Source organism: Allobosea eneae, from assembly GCF_042657265.1.
Lineage (GTDB): Bacteria > Pseudomonadota > Alphaproteobacteria > Rhizobiales > Beijerinckiaceae > Allobosea > Allobosea eneae.
The window spans coordinates 357,323-375,031 of record NZ_JBHSLW010000009.1 but is presented as its reverse complement, the minus strand read 5'-3'; the positions used below and the strand labels follow the sequence as shown (position 1 = coordinate 375,031).

Sequence of the window (17,709 nt, the reverse complement as noted above, 5' to 3'; positions counted from 1 at the left end):
TCACGCCACCCGCTTGATCTTGAGCGCCTTGAGGTAGTCGAGCGGCGCCGCCGGGTCGAACTTCACGCCGTCGAAGAAGGTCTCGACGCCGCGCGAGTCACCGCTCACCGCATTGGCGACGCCAAGCGTCTTGGCGGCCTCCGACCAGAGATCCGAGCGATTGGTCTTGTCGACCAGCGCCTTGATGTCGGTATTGGTGTCGAACTTGCCCCAGCGGATGTTCTCGGTGACGAACCAGCTGTCGTGGCTCTTCCAGGGATATGAGACGGTGCCGCCTTCGCCCCAGAACTTCATGTAGAGATTGGTGCCCTTAGCCTCGCGGCCATTGCCGTAGTTGATGTCGCCCTGCAGGCGCTTGTTGATGTCGCCGACCGGGACGTTGAACCATTGCCGCTTGCCGACGATCTCGGCGAGCTCCTGGCGGTTCTCCATCTTGTCGGCCCATTGCTGGGCTTCCATCACCGCCATCAGGATGGCCTGCGTCGCCTTCGGGTTGGCGTCGACGAAATCGGCGCGCATGCCGAGGATCTTCTCGGGGTGCTTGAACCAGAGCTCGCCGGTGGTCAGCGCGGTGTAGCCGATGTTCTGGTTGACCAGCTGCTCGTTCCAGGGCTCGCCGACGCAGAAGCAGTCCATGGTGCCGACCTTCATATTCGCCACCATCTGCGGCGGCGGCACCACGATCACCTTGATGTCGCTGTCGGGGTCGATGCCGCCGGCGGCGAGCCAGTAGCGAATCCAGAGGTCGTGCGTGCCGCCCGGGAAGGTCATGGCGGCGGTCAGTTCCTTGCCGGCTGCCTTCTTGCGCTCGAAGGCCTGCTTCAGCGGCGAGGCGTCCTTCTGGACGTTGAGGTCCTTGTATTCGTTGGAGACCGAGATCGCCTGCCCGTCCTGGTTCAGGTTGAGCAGTGTGTACATCGGCAGCTGCTGGCCGTTCTGCATGACCTTGCCGGTCGAATAAAGATGCGTCTTCGGGCGCAGGATGTGGCCGCCATCGATGCCGTTGTTCTTGAAGCCGAGCGCCATGTTGTCGCGCGTCGCGCCCCAGGAGGCCTGCTTGGCGATGTCCATGTCGGGCAGGCCGTATTTGGCGTAGAGACCCTTCTCCTTGGCGATGATCAGCGGCGCCGCGTCGGTCAGCGCGATGTAGCCGAGGCGCGTACCCTTGACCTCGGGTCCGGTGCCTTGCGCGAAGGCGCCGTTCGGCAGGGCGAGCTTAGCCGCGGCGGCGACCGCCGCCGCGCCAGTCAGATTCAGGAAATTGCGGCGGCTCGGCTTAACCGGAAGGACCAGGGCCCTGCTCTGAACGGTCTTCGTCATCGATCCCTCTCGTAAGCGGCGAAGTTGGGGTGTCCGCGAAAACAAAAACGCCGCGCGAAAGCGCCCTGCCGGGCTCCTTCGACAGCGGCGTTGCTGTGCGTTCCGATTTCGAACTTGCTCGCGGGCAGCGTTGGCCGCGGTCGAGATGATCTTTACAAAGACCGTGCCAACTCGCTGACCGTTGTCAAGTATTTGAATTGTCTCAATTTTTAATGATGGCCCGGCGCGACTTGCATCCGACTGAAGCTCTTGTGCGTCGCACAATTCTGCCGCATCCGCATAATTTTTAGGCGCGCCTAGAATTTCACCTTTGCGCGACGCCTGCAGCGATCGGCCTGAAAACCGCCCGCGCCCGCTCGCTCAATTCGGGTGTGATCACGACGTGCCCGGCCCGCGACATCGCCGCGAGCAGGGCATCGGCATGAGCCGGATCGGGGCGGATCGCGGCGGGGTCTAAGCGGATATAGGACCGCACCTGCCGGGGTGGGCGGCCGCCGCCCTGAATAATCTCACCGCGCAGGATCGCCTCGATCAGGGCAGGGGGAGCGGCCAGGCGATCGGGCGCTGCGAGCAACCGGGCCAGTGCTGGCCAATTGCGTTCGTCCGAAGCCCAATGGCTCGCTTCGATGAGGGCGGCGTTGAGGCGCGTAACCGCCTCGCCGCGACGCCCGATGTCGTCGGCACGCCAAGCCAGTGCCTTTTCCGGGCAATTTGGCATGAGATCGACGCCGCAATGCAGGATCGCGCCGATCCCGGCCTCGACCGCCAGGGTGTTCCAAGGCGCGCCGGCGCAGAAGCCGTCGATCTCACCGCTGGCCAGCGCCTCGACCGTGCGGACCGGCGGCACGATTGCGAGCCGGATATCCTCGCCGAGGCGGATGCCGGCGCGCGCCATCCAGTCGTTCAGCAGATAGGTGTGGGAGGAGAAGCCGAAGACCGCGGCTAAGGCGAGCGGCGGCAGGCCGGAAGTCTTGCGGGTGGCGACGAGTGCTGCGAGCGCCTGCGCTGACACCGACGGGTCGGCCAGATCACCTCGTGCGAGGCGTGCCAATTCCTCGAAGCGCCGCAGCGACAGGGTCAGCGCATTGCCGTTCAGGTTCAACATCAGCGGTGCCGCCATCGGCGCGGTCACACCGCCGATCCCGAGCGTCGAGGCGATCGCCGCCGGTGCCAGCATGTGCGCGGCGTCGAGGAGCCGGACGTGCAGGCGGTCGCGCAGATTCGACCACGACACCTCGCGCACGAGTTCGAGCGAAAGACTGTGGCCCTCGGCGATGCCGCTATCGGCCGCAGCGACCAGCAATGCCGCATCGACCAGGGGCATGAAGCCGACCCGAAGGTGCAGCGTGGTCATTTGAGCATCTCCGCGGCGGTGATGAGGGAGCGGGCGATGTCGACGAGCTTGCGCTTCTCGTTCATCGCGGTGCGGCGCATCAGCGCGTAGGCGTCCTCTTCCGAGAGACCCTTCAAGCGCATGACGATGGCCTTGGCGCGGTCGATCGTCTTGCGATCCTCGAGTTGGGAACGGGCTTCGTCGAGCTCTTCGCGCAGCTTGCGGAAGGCATTGAAGCGGCTGATGCAGGTCTGCAGGATCGGCCGCATCCGCTCCTTCTTCAGCCCGTCGACGATATAGGCGGAGACGCCGGCCTCGACCGCCGCCTCGATCGAGGCGGAGTCCGACTGGTCGACGAACATCGTGATCGGCCGGCGGACATGCCGGCTGACGAGGAACATGTCGGCGAGCGCGTCGCGGCTCGGGTCCTCGAGATCGATGACCACGACATCGGGGTCATGGGCTTCGATGGCGGCGACCAGGCCGGTGGTGGCGGAGAGGCGGATGAGCTGGTCATAGCCCGCTTCGCGCAGCCCTTCCTCGATGATCGCGGCCCGAACCTGGTTCGCATCGACGATGAGGATCCGCAGATTTGGCATCATGCCTTTCAGTCATTCCCCTGGAAGCCCGGGAATCGGCCAATCAGGAATCGTGCCATTGCGGCTTGGTCGTTCCCGGGGCTTCGGCGAGCGATCGCAGGGAGAGCCTGCGGCACAGGCCCTGACGATTGGAACGTGCTTGGGTCGCTCGCCGCCTTTAGACCTTTGCGTCGCGGGCCAGCCGCCAGAGCAGATAGGCTCCGCCCAGCAGGCCGGTCGTCAATCCGATCGGCAGGTTGAGCCCCGACGGAAAGCGCTGGCTGATCAGATCGGCCGCCAGCAGCAGCACGGCGCCCATCGCAGCACCGGACAACAGCGGCACGTCGGGCGAGCGGCAAAGGCGCCGCGCCAGTTGCGGACCGGCGAGGGCAATGAAGGCGATCGGGCCTGTCGCGGCGGTGGCCAGCGCGGTCAGCCCGACCGCGGTCATCACCATGGCGAGCCTTGTGCGCTCGACGGGAATCCCGAGTTGGCGGGCGGCATCGTCGCCCATTTCGAGAAGGGCAAGACGGCGAGCGTAGAGCAGCGCGACCGGAATGATCAGCGCAAGGCCCAGCGCCGCCGGCACGGCATGCGACCAGCTGCGGGCCGAAAGCGAGCCCGCCAGCCAGATCTGGGCGGAGATCGACCGGTCGAGATCGCTCGCCACCAGCAGCATCGTGTTGACGCCCGTCAGCGTCGCGCCGACGCCGATGCCCATCAGCACCAGCCGATGGCCGCCGGTGACGCGTCCCTTCAGGGCCAGCAGGAAGACGAGCGCCGCCGTCGCCATGCAGGACAGCGCCGCCGCCAGCGAGACCGCGAGCGGTTCGGCGCCGAACAGGATGATCTGCACGATCTCGCCGGTCGCGGCACCGGTCGTGAAGCCGATCATGTCGGGCGAGCCGAGCGCATTGCGCGAGATCGACTGGAAGATCGCGCCCGCCATGCCGAGCGCCGCCCCGACGCAGGCCGCGGTGACGATGCGCGGCAGCCGCAAGCCCCAGATCACGCGCTCGGCCATCGGATTCTCCGACCGGCCGAACAAGGCGGCGACAATCTCGGCCGAGGTGAAGGCGAGCGTGCCGGTGCCGAGCAGGACGATGGCGAGCGCGACGCCGACTGCGGTCAGCCCCATGCAAATCATCACCGTGCGCGGCCGCCAGCGCAGCGAGAGCGGGCCAAGCCTCAATATCGCGTGTGTACTCATGCCCGGCTCACACGGAAACGGCGTACGGCGAGGATGAAGAATGGGCCGCCGATGAGCGCGACGACAATTCCCGCCGCAATCTCCGACGGAGCCGCGACTACGCGTCCGATCACGTCGGCGCCGAGCAGGAGAAGCGCGGCGAACAGCGCCGAGGAAGGCAGGATCCAGCGATGGTCCGGTCCGACGACGGCGCGCGCCAGATGCGGCGCCATCAGGCCGACGAAGCCGATCGACCCGGCGGCGGCGGTGGCGGCTCCGGCCAGAAGCATCACGGCCAGGCAGGCGAGGAGCCAGATCGTGCGCGGGGCGGCGCCGAGCGCCTGGCCGAGCTCTTGGCCCAGCGCCAGGGCGTTGAGGCCGCCGACGATCGAGAGGGCGATGGCAAAGCCCGCGATGGTGCAGCTCGCCAGCACCGCGACGGCCTCGATGCTCGCTCCCTCGACGGAGCCGGCGGCCCAGTGGCGAAAATCGTCAAAGGCGGTCGGCGGCGCGTTGAGGATGACGATGCCGGTGATCGCGATCAGCACGATCGAAAGCCCAGCGCCGGCGAGCACGAGACGGACGGGATTGGTGCCGGTCTCATGCACCCGTCCGAGCAGGAAGACGGCGGCGCCGGCGAGCCCGGAGCCGAGGCTTGCGAACCAGACATAGTGAGCGGGCCGCGTCAGCCCGAGCAGCGTGACGGCGAGTACCACGGCGACCGCCGCGCCGGCATTGATGCCGAGCAGGCCGGGCTCGGCCAGGGGATTGCGCGTGACCGCCTGCATGATCGCGCCGGCGAGGCCGAGCGCCGCACCGGCCAAGACCGCGGTGATCAAACGCGGGACCCGCAGCTCCCAGACGATCAGATGCAGGTCGTTGCCTGGGTCATGGGCCTGCAGTGCAGCGAGCACCGTGCTGGGTGGGATCGGCCGCGAGCCGACCGCGAGACTCGCCAACGCCAGCAGAGCGAGCGCGATGATGCCGATGGCGACCCACCATCGGCGCCTGCGGTGTCTCATGGCTTGGCGAAGCTCGCGCGCAGCTGTTCGAGGATCTGGCGTCCGGAATAGGGATCGATGCGGAAGGAGGTCAGGCCCAGCGGATAGACCCGCTTGCCGGCGACCGCCGGGTGATTGGCAAGGATCGGCTCGGCCAGGAAGGCCTCGACGTCCTTTTCGGTCGCCCGCAGGAGGAAGACGGTATCGGCAGCGATGGCGGCCGAGAGATTCTCGCGCGAGAAGAACTCGAAATCGGAGGGGCGCGCCGAATTCGGCCGCAGCTCCGGCGGCAGGCCGACCACCTCGAACCCGAGCCCGGTGATGAGCTTGGCGACGGGGCTCGTGACACGCGCCACCGAATAGCTGCCGGCGATGTTGTAGCCGACGATGCTGGCCTTGCTGCCCTTCGCCGCAATGGCGCTTGCCGCGGCGGCGAGATCGGCGTCGAAGCGGCCGATCGCGGCGGCCGCTTCCTGTTCCAGGCCGGTCGCCTTGCCGAGCTCGCTCGCCAGCTCCTGCCAGCTCCGGCTCGAATAATCGACCACCAGGGTCGGGACGCCCAGCGCCTCCAGCTCGGCCCGATGCGGCAGGATGCTGTCGGCGCCGGTGGTCGAAGCGATCACCAGGTCCGGCTTCCAGCCGAGCACCGCCTCGATGTCGAACTTCAGATTGGGATAGAGCACCTTGACGCCGCGCCTGTCGGCATCGCCGGCCCATTGCGAGAAGAACCCCCTGGCGTCGGTGAGCGAGCTCGGCGTCGTCGCGGTGCTCGCGAGCAGGGGCGCCTCCATCGCCAGCAGGATGCCGGTCACGCTCGGCGTGGTCGAGACGATACGCTGCGGCTTCCTGGCCAGCGTCAGCCCGCCGCCGGCATGCCGGATGGTCCGGGGCCAGCCGGTGTCCTGGCCGTTGGCCGGCCGGCCGGTGCCGCCCAAGGCGGCTGCGACAGCGATGACGGCGATGAAGAGCTTGATGAAGGGCATCGTCGATCCATCTGGCCGGTGTGGTCCTGCGGGGGGCGGAGTCGGGCCCCGACCGCGACTATGCGTGTCGACACACGCAGAGCATTCCTCATGACGGATCGTGTCCCGCCATGCAATATGGACGCGGCACTGGAAGTCCGCTATCGAGCGTAAAGCCGCCCGCGGTGACTGCTTTACCACAAATAGAGCCGAGAGGGATGCCGTCGAAGCCTGCAAATTCGATGACATCGACTGTAGATTGGAAGAATTGAAAAGTACTGCGCGACCAGACTATCGCCTCCATGCCGATGCGGTCACGCTCCGCTACGAGGCGCGCACAATCGCGACCGGCCTCTCGCTGGGGATTGCCGATAGCTCATTCACCGTGATCGTCGGCCCCAATGCCTGCGGCAAGTCGACCCTGCTGCGGGCGCTGTCGCGGCTGCTCACGCCCGCCGCCGGCCAGGTGATCCTCGACGGGCGACAGATCGGCCAGCGTCCGGCGAAGGAGGTCGCAAGGCGGCTCGGCCTGTTGCCGCAGAGCGCGATCGCCCCCGACGGCATCACGGTCGCCGACCTCGTCGCCCGCGGCCGCTATCCACACCAATCCTTCCTGCGCCAGTGGTCGAAGGCCGACGAGACGGCTGTTGCCGCCGCCATGCGGGCGACGCGCATCGAGGCGCTGGCGGCCCGGCCGGTCGACGAGCTCTCCGGCGGCCAGCGCCAGCGGGTCTGGATCGCGATGGTGCTGGCGCAGGAGACGCCGATCCTGCTGCTCGACGAGCCGACGACCTTCCTCGACATCGCCCATCAGATCGAATTGCTCGACCTGCTCGCCGAGCTCAATGCGCAGGGGCGGACGGTCGTCGCGGTGCTGCACGATCTCAACCAGGCCTGCCGCTACGCCAGTCATCTCGTCGCGATGAAGGACGGGGCGATCATCGCCGAGGGCAGCCCGGCCGGCATCGTCACGGCGGAGCTGGTCGAGAAGGTCTTCGGCCTGCCTTGCGTCGTCATTCCCGATCCGGTCGCAGGGGCGCCGCTGATCGTGCCGAAAGGGCGGAGCCATGGCTGAGACCCGGCAGCTCCATATCGGCTTGAGCCTCACGCCGACCTGGCTGAAAGGGCAGCGCGCCGACGGCCCGCTCCGACCGGTCAACGATCCTGTCGCATTCACTCTCGAGCTGACCTGGATGGCGGAGCGGGCAAAGCTCGATTTCGTCTTCAAGCCCGACTACCTCATGCTGCATCCGGGCATGGCCGGTGGCGGCTTCGTCGGCCTCGACCCGACGCTCCTGATGACCGCCATCGCCCGCGAGACCAACAGAATCGGGCTCGTCACCACCGTCTCGACCAGCTTCAATCCGCCCTATGTCGTCGCCCGGCAGATCCAGTCACTGCACTGGATCAGCCGGGGGCGCGCCGGGCTGAACATCGTCACCTCGATCGAGGGCGCGGAGAATTTCGGCGATGCACCGATGCCGCCGCCGGAGGTCCGCTACCGCAAGGCGGCCGAATTCACCGATGTCATGCGCCGGCTCTGGCGGAGCTATCCGCATGCGGCGCTGACCGGCACTACGCCGAGCGCCGCGATCGACCATCGCGGCGAATTCTTCAGCGTGAAAGGGCCGCTCAACGTGCCCGGCCACGCCGCTGGGCCGCCGCCGCTGTTCCAGGCCGGCGCCTCTGATATCGGGCGCGACTTCGCCGCCTCGATCGCCAACGCCACCTTCGCCGCCACGCCCGATCGCGAGGCCGGCATCGAATTGCGCGGCGATCTGCGCCGGCGGGCGCAGGGACATGGCCGCAGCCCGGATTCGGTGCGCGTGCTGCCCGGCCTGCATTTCTTCCTCGCCGAGACGCGCGAAGAGGCCTGGGCACTGCATGCGCGGGCGCATGCCCATATCACCTCGGAACAGAGGCGAAACGCAGTGAAATCGGTCCTGGGGCTCGACCTCGGCGATCTGCCGGCCGAAGCACGCCTGACGCCGCAGATGCTGCCGCCGGCGGATGCGCCGGTTCGCAGCCGTACCCATGCCGAGTTGCTGCGACGCTTCATCCTGGCGAACCGTCCGACGGTGGAGCAGGTGTTGGCTCGGCCCGAAGTCGTCGGCTCGGCCCACTGGGTCTGCGTCGGAACTGTCGACGAGGTCCTGGCCGAGATCGTCGACTGGTTCGAGGCGGGCGCGATCGACGGCGTCATCGCGATACCCGGGGGCTCCCCGCAATCGCTGCAGCTGTTTCTGGACGAGCTGGTGCCGAAACTGGCAAGGCGTGGCCTGTTCCGCCGCGACTATGAAGGTGCGACGCTGCGCGAGCACCTGCGTCTCGCCGACGGGAAATGAGCTGGCTAACCACCCGATTCCCGCGTCGCCGCCTGCGCCGCCGCGAACAGCGCGGCGCGATGGCCCTGGGCCTCGGCCGTCTTGACGAAGGAGACGGTGGTGACGACGCAGGCGATCTCGCCGAGCGCGTTGAACACCGGTGCGGCCTTGCCGGTCAGCAGCGAGAACAGATGCTCGTTCAGTTCCGCGCCGCCGTCGCGCCTGATGGCGTCGAGCATCTGGGCCGGCGGGCGATTGCCACCGCGAAAGGAAGCCGGCTGCTCCTTGCGGGCGGCGGCGATGGCGTCCTTAGGCAGGTAGCTCTGGAAGACGAAGCCGCAGGCGGTGTTGTCGACCGGCAGGACATCGCCCAGCGTCACGGTGCTGATTGCGAAATCCGTGCTGCGATACCAGCGCACGATGGTCGGGCCGCGCTCCGTCCAGATCGCGACGCCGCAACTCGCGGCGATGCGCGAGGCCAGCGCCTTCATCGCGCGCGCCGCCACCTCGACGGCGTCGATCCGCCTGATGGCGCGAACCCCGATGCTCAGCGCGGCCGGGCCGAGATCGTAATGGCCGGTGACCTCGTCCTGCGCCGCCAGCCCCTCCCGGACCAGGCTCTGCATGTAGCGATGCGCGGTGGACGAGCCGGTGCGCGCCCGCCGGGCGATCTCGCCCAGGACCAGAGGTCCGTCCGCCTTGGCCAGGATGTCGAGGAAGCGGGCGGCGATCGAGACGGACTGGATCGTCGCGGAGCGTTTGGTGGTGTCGGGGCTCGTCATCATGCGAATCGCGGCGGAAGGGCGCGCCGGAGGCCGGCCTGCGCTTTGTGGCACCGGCAGCCGTACCGGGACAAGCTGCGCTCTCATTCGAGCACTTCCAAACGCCCGGCAGTGATCGGGCCCGATCACTGCGACCGGAAAAGCACAGCCTGGGGCAATATGGCAAGACTGGCCTGGCTCATGTTGACATGCGGAACGCATCCCGCACTGTAGGATCATCTGATGTGATCCTCGCAAGCCACGGCCCTGTCCCCAGCCAGCGAGATTCGAGTGGTGGGGAACATCATGTCGTCCAAGCTTGTCCCGATGCGCAGCGTCAGCTTCGTATCGCTCATCGCTGTCGCTGCCGTGGCGCCGGCTTTCGCGCAAAGCAATCCGGCTGCCTACGCGGGAACGATCGAGCTCGACGCGATCACGGTCACCGGCGAGAAAGTCGAACGCGACCTGAAGAACACGGCCACGTCGGTTTCGGTCAAAACCGACAAGGACATCGCCCGTGAGAACACCGGCAACGCAACCGTGTCGGAAATCCTCGTCGGCACGCCCAACGTGATCTACACCGACACGGTCAGCGCTCCGATCATCCGCGGCCAGGACACGCAAGGTCCGCTCACCGGACAGAACTCGTTCTGGGGTGGCACGGTGCCGCGCGCGACGATCAACGTCGACGGCCACTATCTCAGCTACAATGAGTTCTATTTCGGCGCGGTCTCGCCCTGGGACGTTAAGAGCATCGAGGTCTTCCGCGGGCCGCAGACGACCTCGCAAGGGGCGAACGCCATCGCCGGCGCGATCATCGTCAACACCAAGGACCCGACCTTCACGCCGGAAGCAGGTTTCCTCGCGGAATACGGCAGCTATGCGACCCGGCGCACGGCGCTGATGCTGTCCGGCCCGATCATCAAGGAGCAGCTCGCGGGGCGGATCACGCTCGACTATTCCGGCCGCGACACCTTCATCGACTACGTCAGCCCGAACTTCCAGCGGCGCTATGCCGACCAGGATTTCCGGAACCTGAACCTGCGCGCCAAGCTGCTCTGGCGCCCGACCGAGCTGCCCGGCTTCGAGGCGAAGCTGACCTATTCGCGCAATGAGAGCAATCGGCCGAGCCAGGAAGCGGCCTCTTTCCCGTTCAGCCGGCTGAAGCACGTCACCACGACGATGCCTAGCTTCAAGCAGATCAGCAACACCGGCATCCTCGACCTCAGCTATGATTTCGGCAACCGGTTCAAGCTGTTCAACCAGACGCAATACACTGACCTCTCGGTGAGCCGGAAGACGGACCTTCTCGGCAATGGCGACGCCCATATCGACCAGACCAACATCTCGAACGAGCTGCGCCTGACCTATGGCGAGCAGAGCGACGTCCTCAGCGGCGTCGCCGGCGTCTATTACGCCCACACCAAGACCGACGAGATCCTCTACCTCAACGGCCAATCCACCTTCGACGACACCAAGCGCAATCTCGGCGTCTTTGGCGAAGTCAGCTATCGCCTGACCGATCGCTGGACCCTCAACGGCTCGCTGCGCTTCCAGCAGGACCAGATCGAGCGCGAGGGCAGGACCGTCTTCGCGCGGCAGGGCGTCGATTTCGACAAGACCTTCCAGGCGGTGCTGCCGAAGGCCTCGATCGCCTATGCGGTGACGCCGGACTGGACCGTCGGCGCGCTGGTCAATCGCGGCTACAATCCCGGCGGCGTCTCGCTCAACCTCACCGCCGGCCGCTGGCAGCCGTTCAAGGAGGAGACGCTGTGGAACTATGAGCTGTTCACCCGCGCCAGCCTCCTGAACAACCGGCTGAACGTCAGCGGCAACCTGTTCTACACCGACTTCGAAAACGCCCAGTATTTCATCCCGGTCGTACTGACGACGGGCGTCGTCCAGTCCTATGCGATCAACGCCGAGAAGGCGCACGCCTACGGGCTCGAGGTCAACGCCGACTACCGCCTGCTCGACAATCTGACGCTCAAGACCGGCGCCGGCCTGCTGCGCACCGAGATCGACAGGATCTCAGCCAATGCCGGCTACAAGGGCAACGAGTTCGCCAAGTCGCCGGGCTACATGCTGAGCTTCGGCGTGAGCTGGGACATCACCAGCAAGCTCAACTTCACCGCCCAGCTTCGGCACACCGACGGCTATTATTCCGACGTCGCCAATACGCGCCTCTATCTGATCAAGCCGTATACGATCGCCGACATGCGGGCGAGCTATCAGATCACCGACAATCTGCAGGTCTATGGCTACGTCAAGAACGTCTTCGACGAGCGCAAGCCGACCTATATGCAGCAGAATCGCGGCATCGGCGGCACCGAGGCGAGCATGACCGAACCGCGCATGTTCGGCGCCGGCCTCAAGGGCACGTTCTGAGGAAGAGAGCGCAGCGGGTTGATCGGGTGGCGGGGCTTGCGTCCCGCCCCATGCTGGATCCGGTTCATTGGGAAGCGCAGGACAATTTCCGTGCGCGGATCGCCAGAGCGACTGAGAGGGCAGGGTGGTCGGCGGCTTGGCGCCGGTCACTTGGTGAGGATCAGTTTCCCCCGACGAGTGATCTTCAGCCGATAGATCTCTCCATGATGCTCGATCCCGATTTCGGTCTCGCCGTTAAAGACCGCGGAGCTCGGGACCACCTTCACGATCTTGCCAGATCGGCCGGCGACGCAGCAGCCATGATCGCCTGCCGGCATAGGCTCGGACGATGGCGGGGAAGTCGGAATGTCCATGAGCGTTCTGGTGAAAAACAGTGCCGCGAGAGGCCGTGGCAACCTGCCATCGTTCAAAAAATATAGCAATTACAATAGTTTATACGTATAATCATTTAAAATTGCCAATACGGGTGCCGTCGGTTCCTGAACGCGCGCTGTGCGCATGACCGAGCGGTGCGAGCTGGGGCGCTGCGCTCGGGCCCGGCGCTTGAAAATCTCCGACACAACCCCAAATCGCACTCGAAGGGTGCCACCGGCTCATGCGCAATGGAGCTCGCCATGGACCATGAGAAGCTGAAGCAATTTCGCCAGCAGTCGATCGAGAAGGCCCTTCGTGCCGGTCTTCCCGCGTATTTCATCGACGAATGCGAGGACGAGGGCGTGATCCGAGTGAAGCCCGACGGTGCGGCCGAACGGATCGTCGTCCTGCAGGGGCGGGCGCAGATCCAGCCGTTCGAATGCCGGGCCTGCTGACCGGCCGGGCGCTTCGCCTTGTCCTTCAGGACATGGTCGGGTCGTCGGCCCGGCGGGTGATCAGGAACGCCGCCGCGCCGGCGCTCATCAGCGCCAGGCAGAACCAGGTCAGCGCATAGACCAGATGCGTGTTGCGGAAGCTGACTTGCGTCATCCCGCCCCGGGGCAGCGGGCCGGGTTCGGCAGCCGCATCCGCATCGACGAAATAGGGCGCGACCTGCCCCAATCCCTGCGCCTGCGCGATCGCGGCCACGTCGCGCGAATACCAGCGGCCGGCCCTGGGATCGTTGGCGCGCAGGAAACCGCCGCCGGGCTCGCTCGGCCGTAGCAGGCCGACGAGTCTTGTTTTGTCGTTTGAGGCTTTTCGCCTGTCGTCGGTGGCGCGCTTGCCCTCCGGCACGAAGCCGCGATTGACGAGGACGGTGAAGCCGGCATCGGCCCGGAACGGCGCCATAACCCAGAAGCCGGCGCCATGCTCGGTCACTGCCATCGTCAGTGTTTCCGGCGCCTCGAGATAGCGACCTTCCAGGGCTATCCGACGATATTCGTCGGCAGAGGCGTTGATGCCGTTCCACTGCGCCGGGCCTGGAGCGGCGACGGGCGGTGCCTTCAGTCGCGCCTCGACACGGGCGATCAGGTCGAGCTTCCAGAACAGCCGCTGGACCTGCCAGATGCCGAGGCCGGCACAGACCAGTGCGGCGACGCAAAAGCCCGCGATGAAGCCGATCCGGACGGCGCCGCCGCGCCGGCCAGCCGTGTTGGAGGACACGGGCCTCGCCTCACATCCGGTGCATATCCGGCATCATGTTGGTGTTGAGGTGGTACATCACCCAGAGCGAGCCGGCGAGCGCGATCGCCACAATCAGGATCGTGAAGATCAGCGCCAGCATCGTCCAGCCGCCCTCCGAGCGGCCGTTCATGTGCAGGAAATAGACCATGTGGACGACGATCTGCACGGCGGCGAAGAGCATGATCACGATTGCCGTCAGCGTCGAATTGCTCAGCACGTCGTTCATCACGAGCCAGAACGGGATCGCAGTCAGGACGACGGAGAGCAGGAAGCCGGTGACGTAGCCGCGCATGCTGCCATGCGCCGCGCCATGGGCGTCGTGCCCGTCATGATGGGCGTCGTGGTGGCCGCGCTGCGCCTCTGCCTGGTTCTGGCTCATTTCAGCACACCCATCAGGTAGACGAAGGTGAAGACGCCGATCCAGACGACGTCGAGGAAGTGCCAGAACATGGAAAGGCACATCAGGCGCCGGCGGTTAGCCTGAATCAGCCCGTGCTGCGACACCTGTACCATCAGCACAACGAGCCAGATCAGGCCGAAGGTGACGTGCAGGCCATGCGTTCCGACCAGGGTGAAGAAGGAGGAGAGGAAGGCGCTGCGCATCGGCGTCGCGCCCTCATGGATGAGATGGGCAAACTCGTAGAGCTCGATCCCGAGGAAGGCGAGGCCGAAGAGCCCGGTGACCATGAGCCAGCCCTGCATCGCCGCCTGTCGGCCCTTGTCCATCGCCAGCATGGCGAAGCCATAGGTGATCGAGGAGAACAGCAGCATGGCGGTGTTGACCGCCACCAGCTTCAGGTCGAACAGGTCGGCACCGGACGGGCCGGCCGCGTAGTTGCGCCCGAGCACGCCATAGGTCGCGAAGAGCACCGCGAAGACCAGGCAGTCGCTCATCAGATAGAGCCAGAAGCCGAGCACGGTCGAATCACCGGGATGGTGCTCCGGCTCGCCTTCGCCGAAATGGAAGACCGGGACGTCCGCCTTGTCGGAACCTTGCGCTGTCGCCGTCATCGTCGCCCTCAGGTCTGGCCCAGAAGCCGGGTGCGCTCATCTTCCGCCCGCAGGACCTCGTCGGCGGGGATGTGGAAGTCGCGGTCGTAGTTGAAGGTATGGATGATCACAGCCGCGATCACGGCGACGAAGGACAGCGCCGCCAGCCACCAGATGTACCAGATCAGGGCGAAGCCGCAGAGCGTCGCGAGCCCGGCGATGATCACGCCGGCGCCGGTGTTCTTTGGCATATGGATCGGCCGGTAGCCGCCGAGCGGGCGCTGGTAGCCGCGCTTCTTCATGTCGGCCCAGGTGTCGAGGTCGTGCACGACAGGGGTGAAGGCGAAGTTGTAGGCCGGCGGCGGCGAGGAGGTCGACCATTCCAGCGTGCGCCCATCCCAGGGATCGCCGGTGGTATCGCGCAATTGCTCACGGCGCAGAATGCTGACGCCGATCTGGATCAGGAAGCAGAGGATGCCGAGCGCGATCAGCACGGCACCCATGGCCGCGATCACGAACCAGATCTGCAGGGAAGGGTCCTCGAAACGGCTGAGGCGGCGCGTCACGCCCATCAGGCCGAGGACGTAGAGCGGCATGAACGCGACGTAGAAGCCGATCACCCAGAACCAGAAGGAGAGGACGCCCCAGAACCGGTCGAGCTTGAAGCCGAAGGCTTTGGGGAACCAGTAGGCGATGCCGGCGAAGACGCCGAAGACCACGCCGCCGATGATGACATTGTGGAAATGGGCGATCAGGAACAGGCTGTTGTGCAGCACGAAGTCGGCCGGCGGCACCGCCAGCATGACGCCGGTCATGCCGCCGATGACGAAGGTCAGCATGAAGGCGATGAGCCACATCATCGGCAATTCGAAGCGGATGCGGCCGCGATACATCGTGAACAGCCAGTTGAAGATCTTCGCCCCCGTCGGGATCGAGATGATCATCGTCGTGATTCCGAAGAAGGAGTTCACGCTGGCGCCGGAGCCCATCGTGAAGAAGTGGTGCAGCCAGACCAGATAGGACAGGATGGTGATGACCACCGTGGCATAGACCATCGAGGCGTAGCCGAAGAGGCGCTTGCCGCAAAAGGTCGAGGCGACCTCGGAATAGACGCCGAAGATCGGCAGGATCAGGATGTAGACTTCAGGATGACCCCAGATCCAGATCAGGTTCACGTACATCATCGGGTTGCCGCCGAGATCGTTCGTGAAGAAGTTGGTGCCGACATAGCGGTCGAGCGTCAGCAGCGCGAGCGTCGCCGCCAGGATCGGGAAGGTCGCGACGATCAGCACGTTGGTGCACAGCGACGTCCAGGTGAAGACCGGCATCTTCATCATGTCCATGCCGGGCGCACGCATCTTGACGATGGTCGCGATCAGGTTGACGCCGGACAAGGTCGTGCCGATGCCGGCGATCTGCAGGCCCCAGAGGTAGTAGTCCATGCCCACCCCGGGCGAGTAGGCGGCCCCCGAGAGCGGCGGATAGGCGAGCCAGCCGACCTTGGCGAATTCGCCGATGAAGAGCGAGGCCATGATCAGCACGGCGCCGCCGACCGTCATCCAGAAGCTGAAATTGTTGAGGAAGGGAAAGGCGACGTCGCGCGCGCCGATCTGCAGCGGCACGACATAGTTCATCAGCCCGGTGACGAAAGGCATCGCCACGAAGAAGATCATGATCACGCCATGGGCGGTGAAGATCTGGTCGTAATGGTGCGGAGGCAGGTAGCCCTCGTTGCCGGCGAAGGCGATCGCCTGCTGGCCGCGCATCATCAGCGCGTCGGCGAAGCCGCGCAGCAGCATGATGACGCCGAGGATCATGTACATGATCCCGATCTTCTTGTGGTCCACGCTGGTGAACCACTCATGCCAGAGATAGCCCCAGAGCTTGTACTTCGTGATCAGCGCGACGAGGGCGAGACCGCCGAGCAGGACGACGGCGAAGGTCACGACCAGGATCGGCTCGTGATAGGGGAACGATTCGAGGGTGAGGCGTCCGAAGAGGAGCTTCCACCAGTCGGGATAGGAGGTCATGTTCGCCTCGCCTCGCGGCTCAGTTGACGGCGCGGGCGGTCACGCCCGCGGCGCCGTACACATCGGTCGGCCTGCAGATCGCCATCACGAACGGGCGCGGCGGCAGCGGCTGTCCGCCGCGGCGCACGCTCTTGTCGTATTCGAGCGCTGCGACGGTATGGATGCCCTCCTTGCCGCCGCCGCCCTTGGCGTCCATCGCCATCATGTCGCGCGTGCACATCTTGGCGCGGTCGACGCACATGTTGAGGATGGCCGTGAAGAGATCAGGCGGGATATCGCGGAAATAGCGCACGGGCTCGCGCTCGCTCGGGCGCTCCAGCACGAGATATTCCTCGCGCCCCAGCGTGCTGCCATTGCGGATCGCGCTTTGCACCCAGTCGCCGAAGGCCTTGTCGTCGACGCCGCGGAAGCGGAAGCGCATGTCGGAAAAGCCGGCGCCGCTGTAATTGGCCGAGAAGCCCTCGAATTCGCCAGGATGGTTGATCACGGCGTTGAGCTTGGTCTGCATGCCCGGCATGGCGTAGATCTGGCCGGCCAACGCAGGGATGAAGAGCGAATTCATCACCGCCGAGGAGGTGATGCGGAACTCGATCGGCTGGTCGACCGGCGCCACCACCTCGTTGAGCGAGGCGATGCCCTGCGCCGGGTAGAGGAAGAGCCATTTCCAGTCGAGCGCCACGACCTGGATCACCAGCGGCTGCTTCCTGACCGCGGCGCTGCCCGCACGCGCCTCGACGATCGGCTTGCCGGCCGCGATACGGTTGAGCGGGCGATAGGGATCGAGCAGATGCGTGCCCATCCAGGTCATCGCGCCGATCACGACGATGATCAGCAGCGGCACCGACCAGATCACCACCTCGAGCGGCAGCGAATGGTTCCAGTCCGGATCGTAGACCGCCTTGGCCGAGGCGCGGTAGCGCCAGGCGAAGAAGATCGTCAGCGCCATCACCGGAATGATGATCAGCAGCATCAGCGCGGTGGAGGCCAGAAGCAGGTTTCTCTGCTGCAGCGCAACATCGCCTGATGGTGCCAGGAGCACCCACTGGCAGCCGCCGAGGAGCGCGAAAAGCGGGAGAACCGCTATGATTCGAAAGATCCGCAAGAGAGTCGAGGCCTCCCCGTTCCGGGAACTGACGTTCTCTAGGTCCATTCTTTCGCGCCGCACATAAGACAATCTGTCCCATTGCGGCAGTTTGACGTGTTGCTTCTATCCACCGTATCCATTTGTCAGAGG

Annotated in this window: 17 protein-coding genes; 4 read left to right on the top strand and 13 right to left on the bottom strand. The window is 65.7% G+C overall.

The window, feature by feature from the left end; all coding sequences use genetic code 11:
* The 6 genes from ACFPOB_RS08095 to fepB form a co-directional block, all read right to left on the bottom strand.
* Positions 1 to 1,320, bottom strand: coding sequence for a CmpA/NrtA family ABC transporter substrate-binding protein (locus tag ACFPOB_RS08095; protein ID WP_377797324.1), 1,320 nt, complete (start codon positions 1,318 to 1,320; stop codon positions 1 to 3).
* Between the two features lie 304 nt (positions 1,321 to 1,624).
* A complete protein-coding gene (locus tag ACFPOB_RS08090; protein ID WP_377797322.1) occupies positions 1,625 to 2,674 on the bottom strand; it encodes a CmpA/NrtA family ABC transporter substrate-binding protein in 1,050 nt (349 codons plus the stop codon).
* Positions 2,671 to 3,255: an ANTAR domain-containing response regulator gene (locus ACFPOB_RS08085; protein WP_092157020.1), complete on the bottom strand. Its 585-nt coding sequence runs from the start codon at positions 3,253 to 3,255 to the stop codon at positions 2,671 to 2,673. Before ACFPOB_RS08085 ends, ACFPOB_RS08090 begins: the two co-directional genes overlap by 4 nt.
* 154 nt (positions 3,256 to 3,409) lie before the next feature.
* Positions 3,410 to 4,441 (bottom strand): FecCD family ABC transporter permease, encoded by a 1,032-nt coding sequence (locus ACFPOB_RS08080; protein WP_377797320.1) that lies wholly within the window; start codon positions 4,439 to 4,441, stop codon positions 3,410 to 3,412.
* The gene (locus tag ACFPOB_RS08075; protein ID WP_377797318.1) at positions 4,438 to 5,442 is read right to left on the bottom strand and encodes a FecCD family ABC transporter permease; all 1,005 of its coding nucleotides are present in this window, start codon (positions 5,440 to 5,442) and stop codon (positions 4,438 to 4,440) included. Before ACFPOB_RS08075 ends, ACFPOB_RS08080 begins: the two co-directional genes overlap by 4 nt.
* Positions 5,439 to 6,404: a Fe2+-enterobactin ABC transporter substrate-binding protein gene (gene fepB, locus ACFPOB_RS08070; RefSeq protein WP_377797316.1), complete on the bottom strand. Its 966-nt coding sequence runs from the start codon at positions 6,402 to 6,404 to the stop codon at positions 5,439 to 5,441. The genes ACFPOB_RS08075 and fepB overlap by 4 nt, the downstream gene beginning before the upstream one ends.
* A gap of 238 nt (positions 6,405 to 6,642) precedes the next feature.
* Here fepB and ACFPOB_RS08065 point away from each other — a divergent pair, with 238 nt between their 5' ends.
* The gene (locus ACFPOB_RS08065; protein WP_377797314.1) at positions 6,643 to 7,458 is read left to right on the top strand and encodes an ABC transporter ATP-binding protein; all 816 of its coding nucleotides are present in this window, start codon (positions 6,643 to 6,645) and stop codon (positions 7,456 to 7,458) included.
* Positions 7,451 to 8,728 carry an NtaA/DmoA family FMN-dependent monooxygenase gene (locus ACFPOB_RS08060; RefSeq protein WP_377797312.1) on the top strand — a complete coding sequence of 426 codons (1,278 nt, stop codon included), beginning with the start codon at positions 7,451 to 7,453 and terminating at the stop codon, positions 8,726 to 8,728. Before ACFPOB_RS08065 ends, ACFPOB_RS08060 begins: the two co-directional genes overlap by 8 nt.
* A gap of 5 nt (positions 8,729 to 8,733) precedes the next feature.
* On the opposite strand, the gene ACFPOB_RS08055 is transcribed toward ACFPOB_RS08060, so the two are convergent.
* Positions 8,734 to 9,489: an IclR family transcriptional regulator gene (locus ACFPOB_RS08055; RefSeq protein ID WP_377797310.1), complete on the bottom strand. Its 756-nt coding sequence runs from the start codon at positions 9,487 to 9,489 to the stop codon at positions 8,734 to 8,736.
* 285 nt (positions 9,490 to 9,774) lie between these two features.
* Here ACFPOB_RS08055 and ACFPOB_RS08050 point away from each other — a divergent pair, with 285 nt between their 5' ends.
* Entirely contained in the window at positions 9,775 to 11,856 is a 2,082-nt protein-coding gene (locus tag ACFPOB_RS08050; RefSeq protein WP_377797308.1) for a TonB-dependent receptor, read from the top strand.
* 146 nt (positions 11,857 to 12,002) lie between these two features.
* On the opposite strand, the gene hemP is transcribed toward ACFPOB_RS08050, so the two are convergent.
* Entirely contained in the window at positions 12,003 to 12,209 is a 207-nt protein-coding gene (gene hemP / locus ACFPOB_RS08045; RefSeq protein ID WP_377797306.1) for a hemin uptake protein HemP, read from the bottom strand.
* Between the two features lie 261 nt (positions 12,210 to 12,470).
* On the opposite strand from hemP, the gene ACFPOB_RS08040 reads away from it, so the two are divergent.
* Positions 12,471 to 12,665, top strand: coding sequence for a hypothetical protein (locus ACFPOB_RS08040; protein ID WP_377797304.1), 195 nt, complete (start codon positions 12,471 to 12,473; stop codon positions 12,663 to 12,665).
* Between the two features lie 25 nt (positions 12,666 to 12,690).
* On the opposite strand, the gene ACFPOB_RS08035 is transcribed toward ACFPOB_RS08040, so the two are convergent.
* From ACFPOB_RS08035 to cyoA, 5 genes are read right to left on the bottom strand one after another with little or no spacing between them, the layout of a single operon-like run.
* Complete coding sequence (locus ACFPOB_RS08035) at positions 12,691 to 13,434, bottom strand: SURF1 family protein (protein WP_377797302.1); 744 nt, start codon at positions 13,432 to 13,434, stop codon at positions 12,691 to 12,693.
* A 10-nt stretch (positions 13,435 to 13,444) separates the two neighbouring features.
* Complete coding sequence (gene cyoD, locus ACFPOB_RS08030) at positions 13,445 to 13,834, bottom strand: cytochrome o ubiquinol oxidase subunit IV (protein ID WP_377797300.1); 390 nt, start codon at positions 13,832 to 13,834, stop codon at positions 13,445 to 13,447.
* The gene (gene cyoC / locus ACFPOB_RS08025) at positions 13,831 to 14,466 is read right to left on the bottom strand and encodes a cytochrome o ubiquinol oxidase subunit III (RefSeq protein WP_377797298.1); all 636 of its coding nucleotides are present in this window, start codon (positions 14,464 to 14,466) and stop codon (positions 13,831 to 13,833) included. Before cyoC ends, cyoD begins: the two co-directional genes overlap by 4 nt.
* 8 nt (positions 14,467 to 14,474) lie before the next feature.
* Positions 14,475 to 16,475, bottom strand: coding sequence for a cytochrome o ubiquinol oxidase subunit I (gene cyoB / locus ACFPOB_RS08020; protein ID WP_377797296.1), 2,001 nt, complete (start codon positions 16,473 to 16,475; stop codon positions 14,475 to 14,477).
* A 19-nt stretch (positions 16,476 to 16,494) separates the two neighbouring features.
* A complete protein-coding gene (gene cyoA, locus ACFPOB_RS08015; protein WP_377797294.1) occupies positions 16,495 to 17,625 on the bottom strand; it encodes a ubiquinol oxidase subunit II in 1,131 nt (376 codons plus the stop codon).
* Between the last annotated feature and the right edge of the window lie 84 nt (positions 17,626 to 17,709).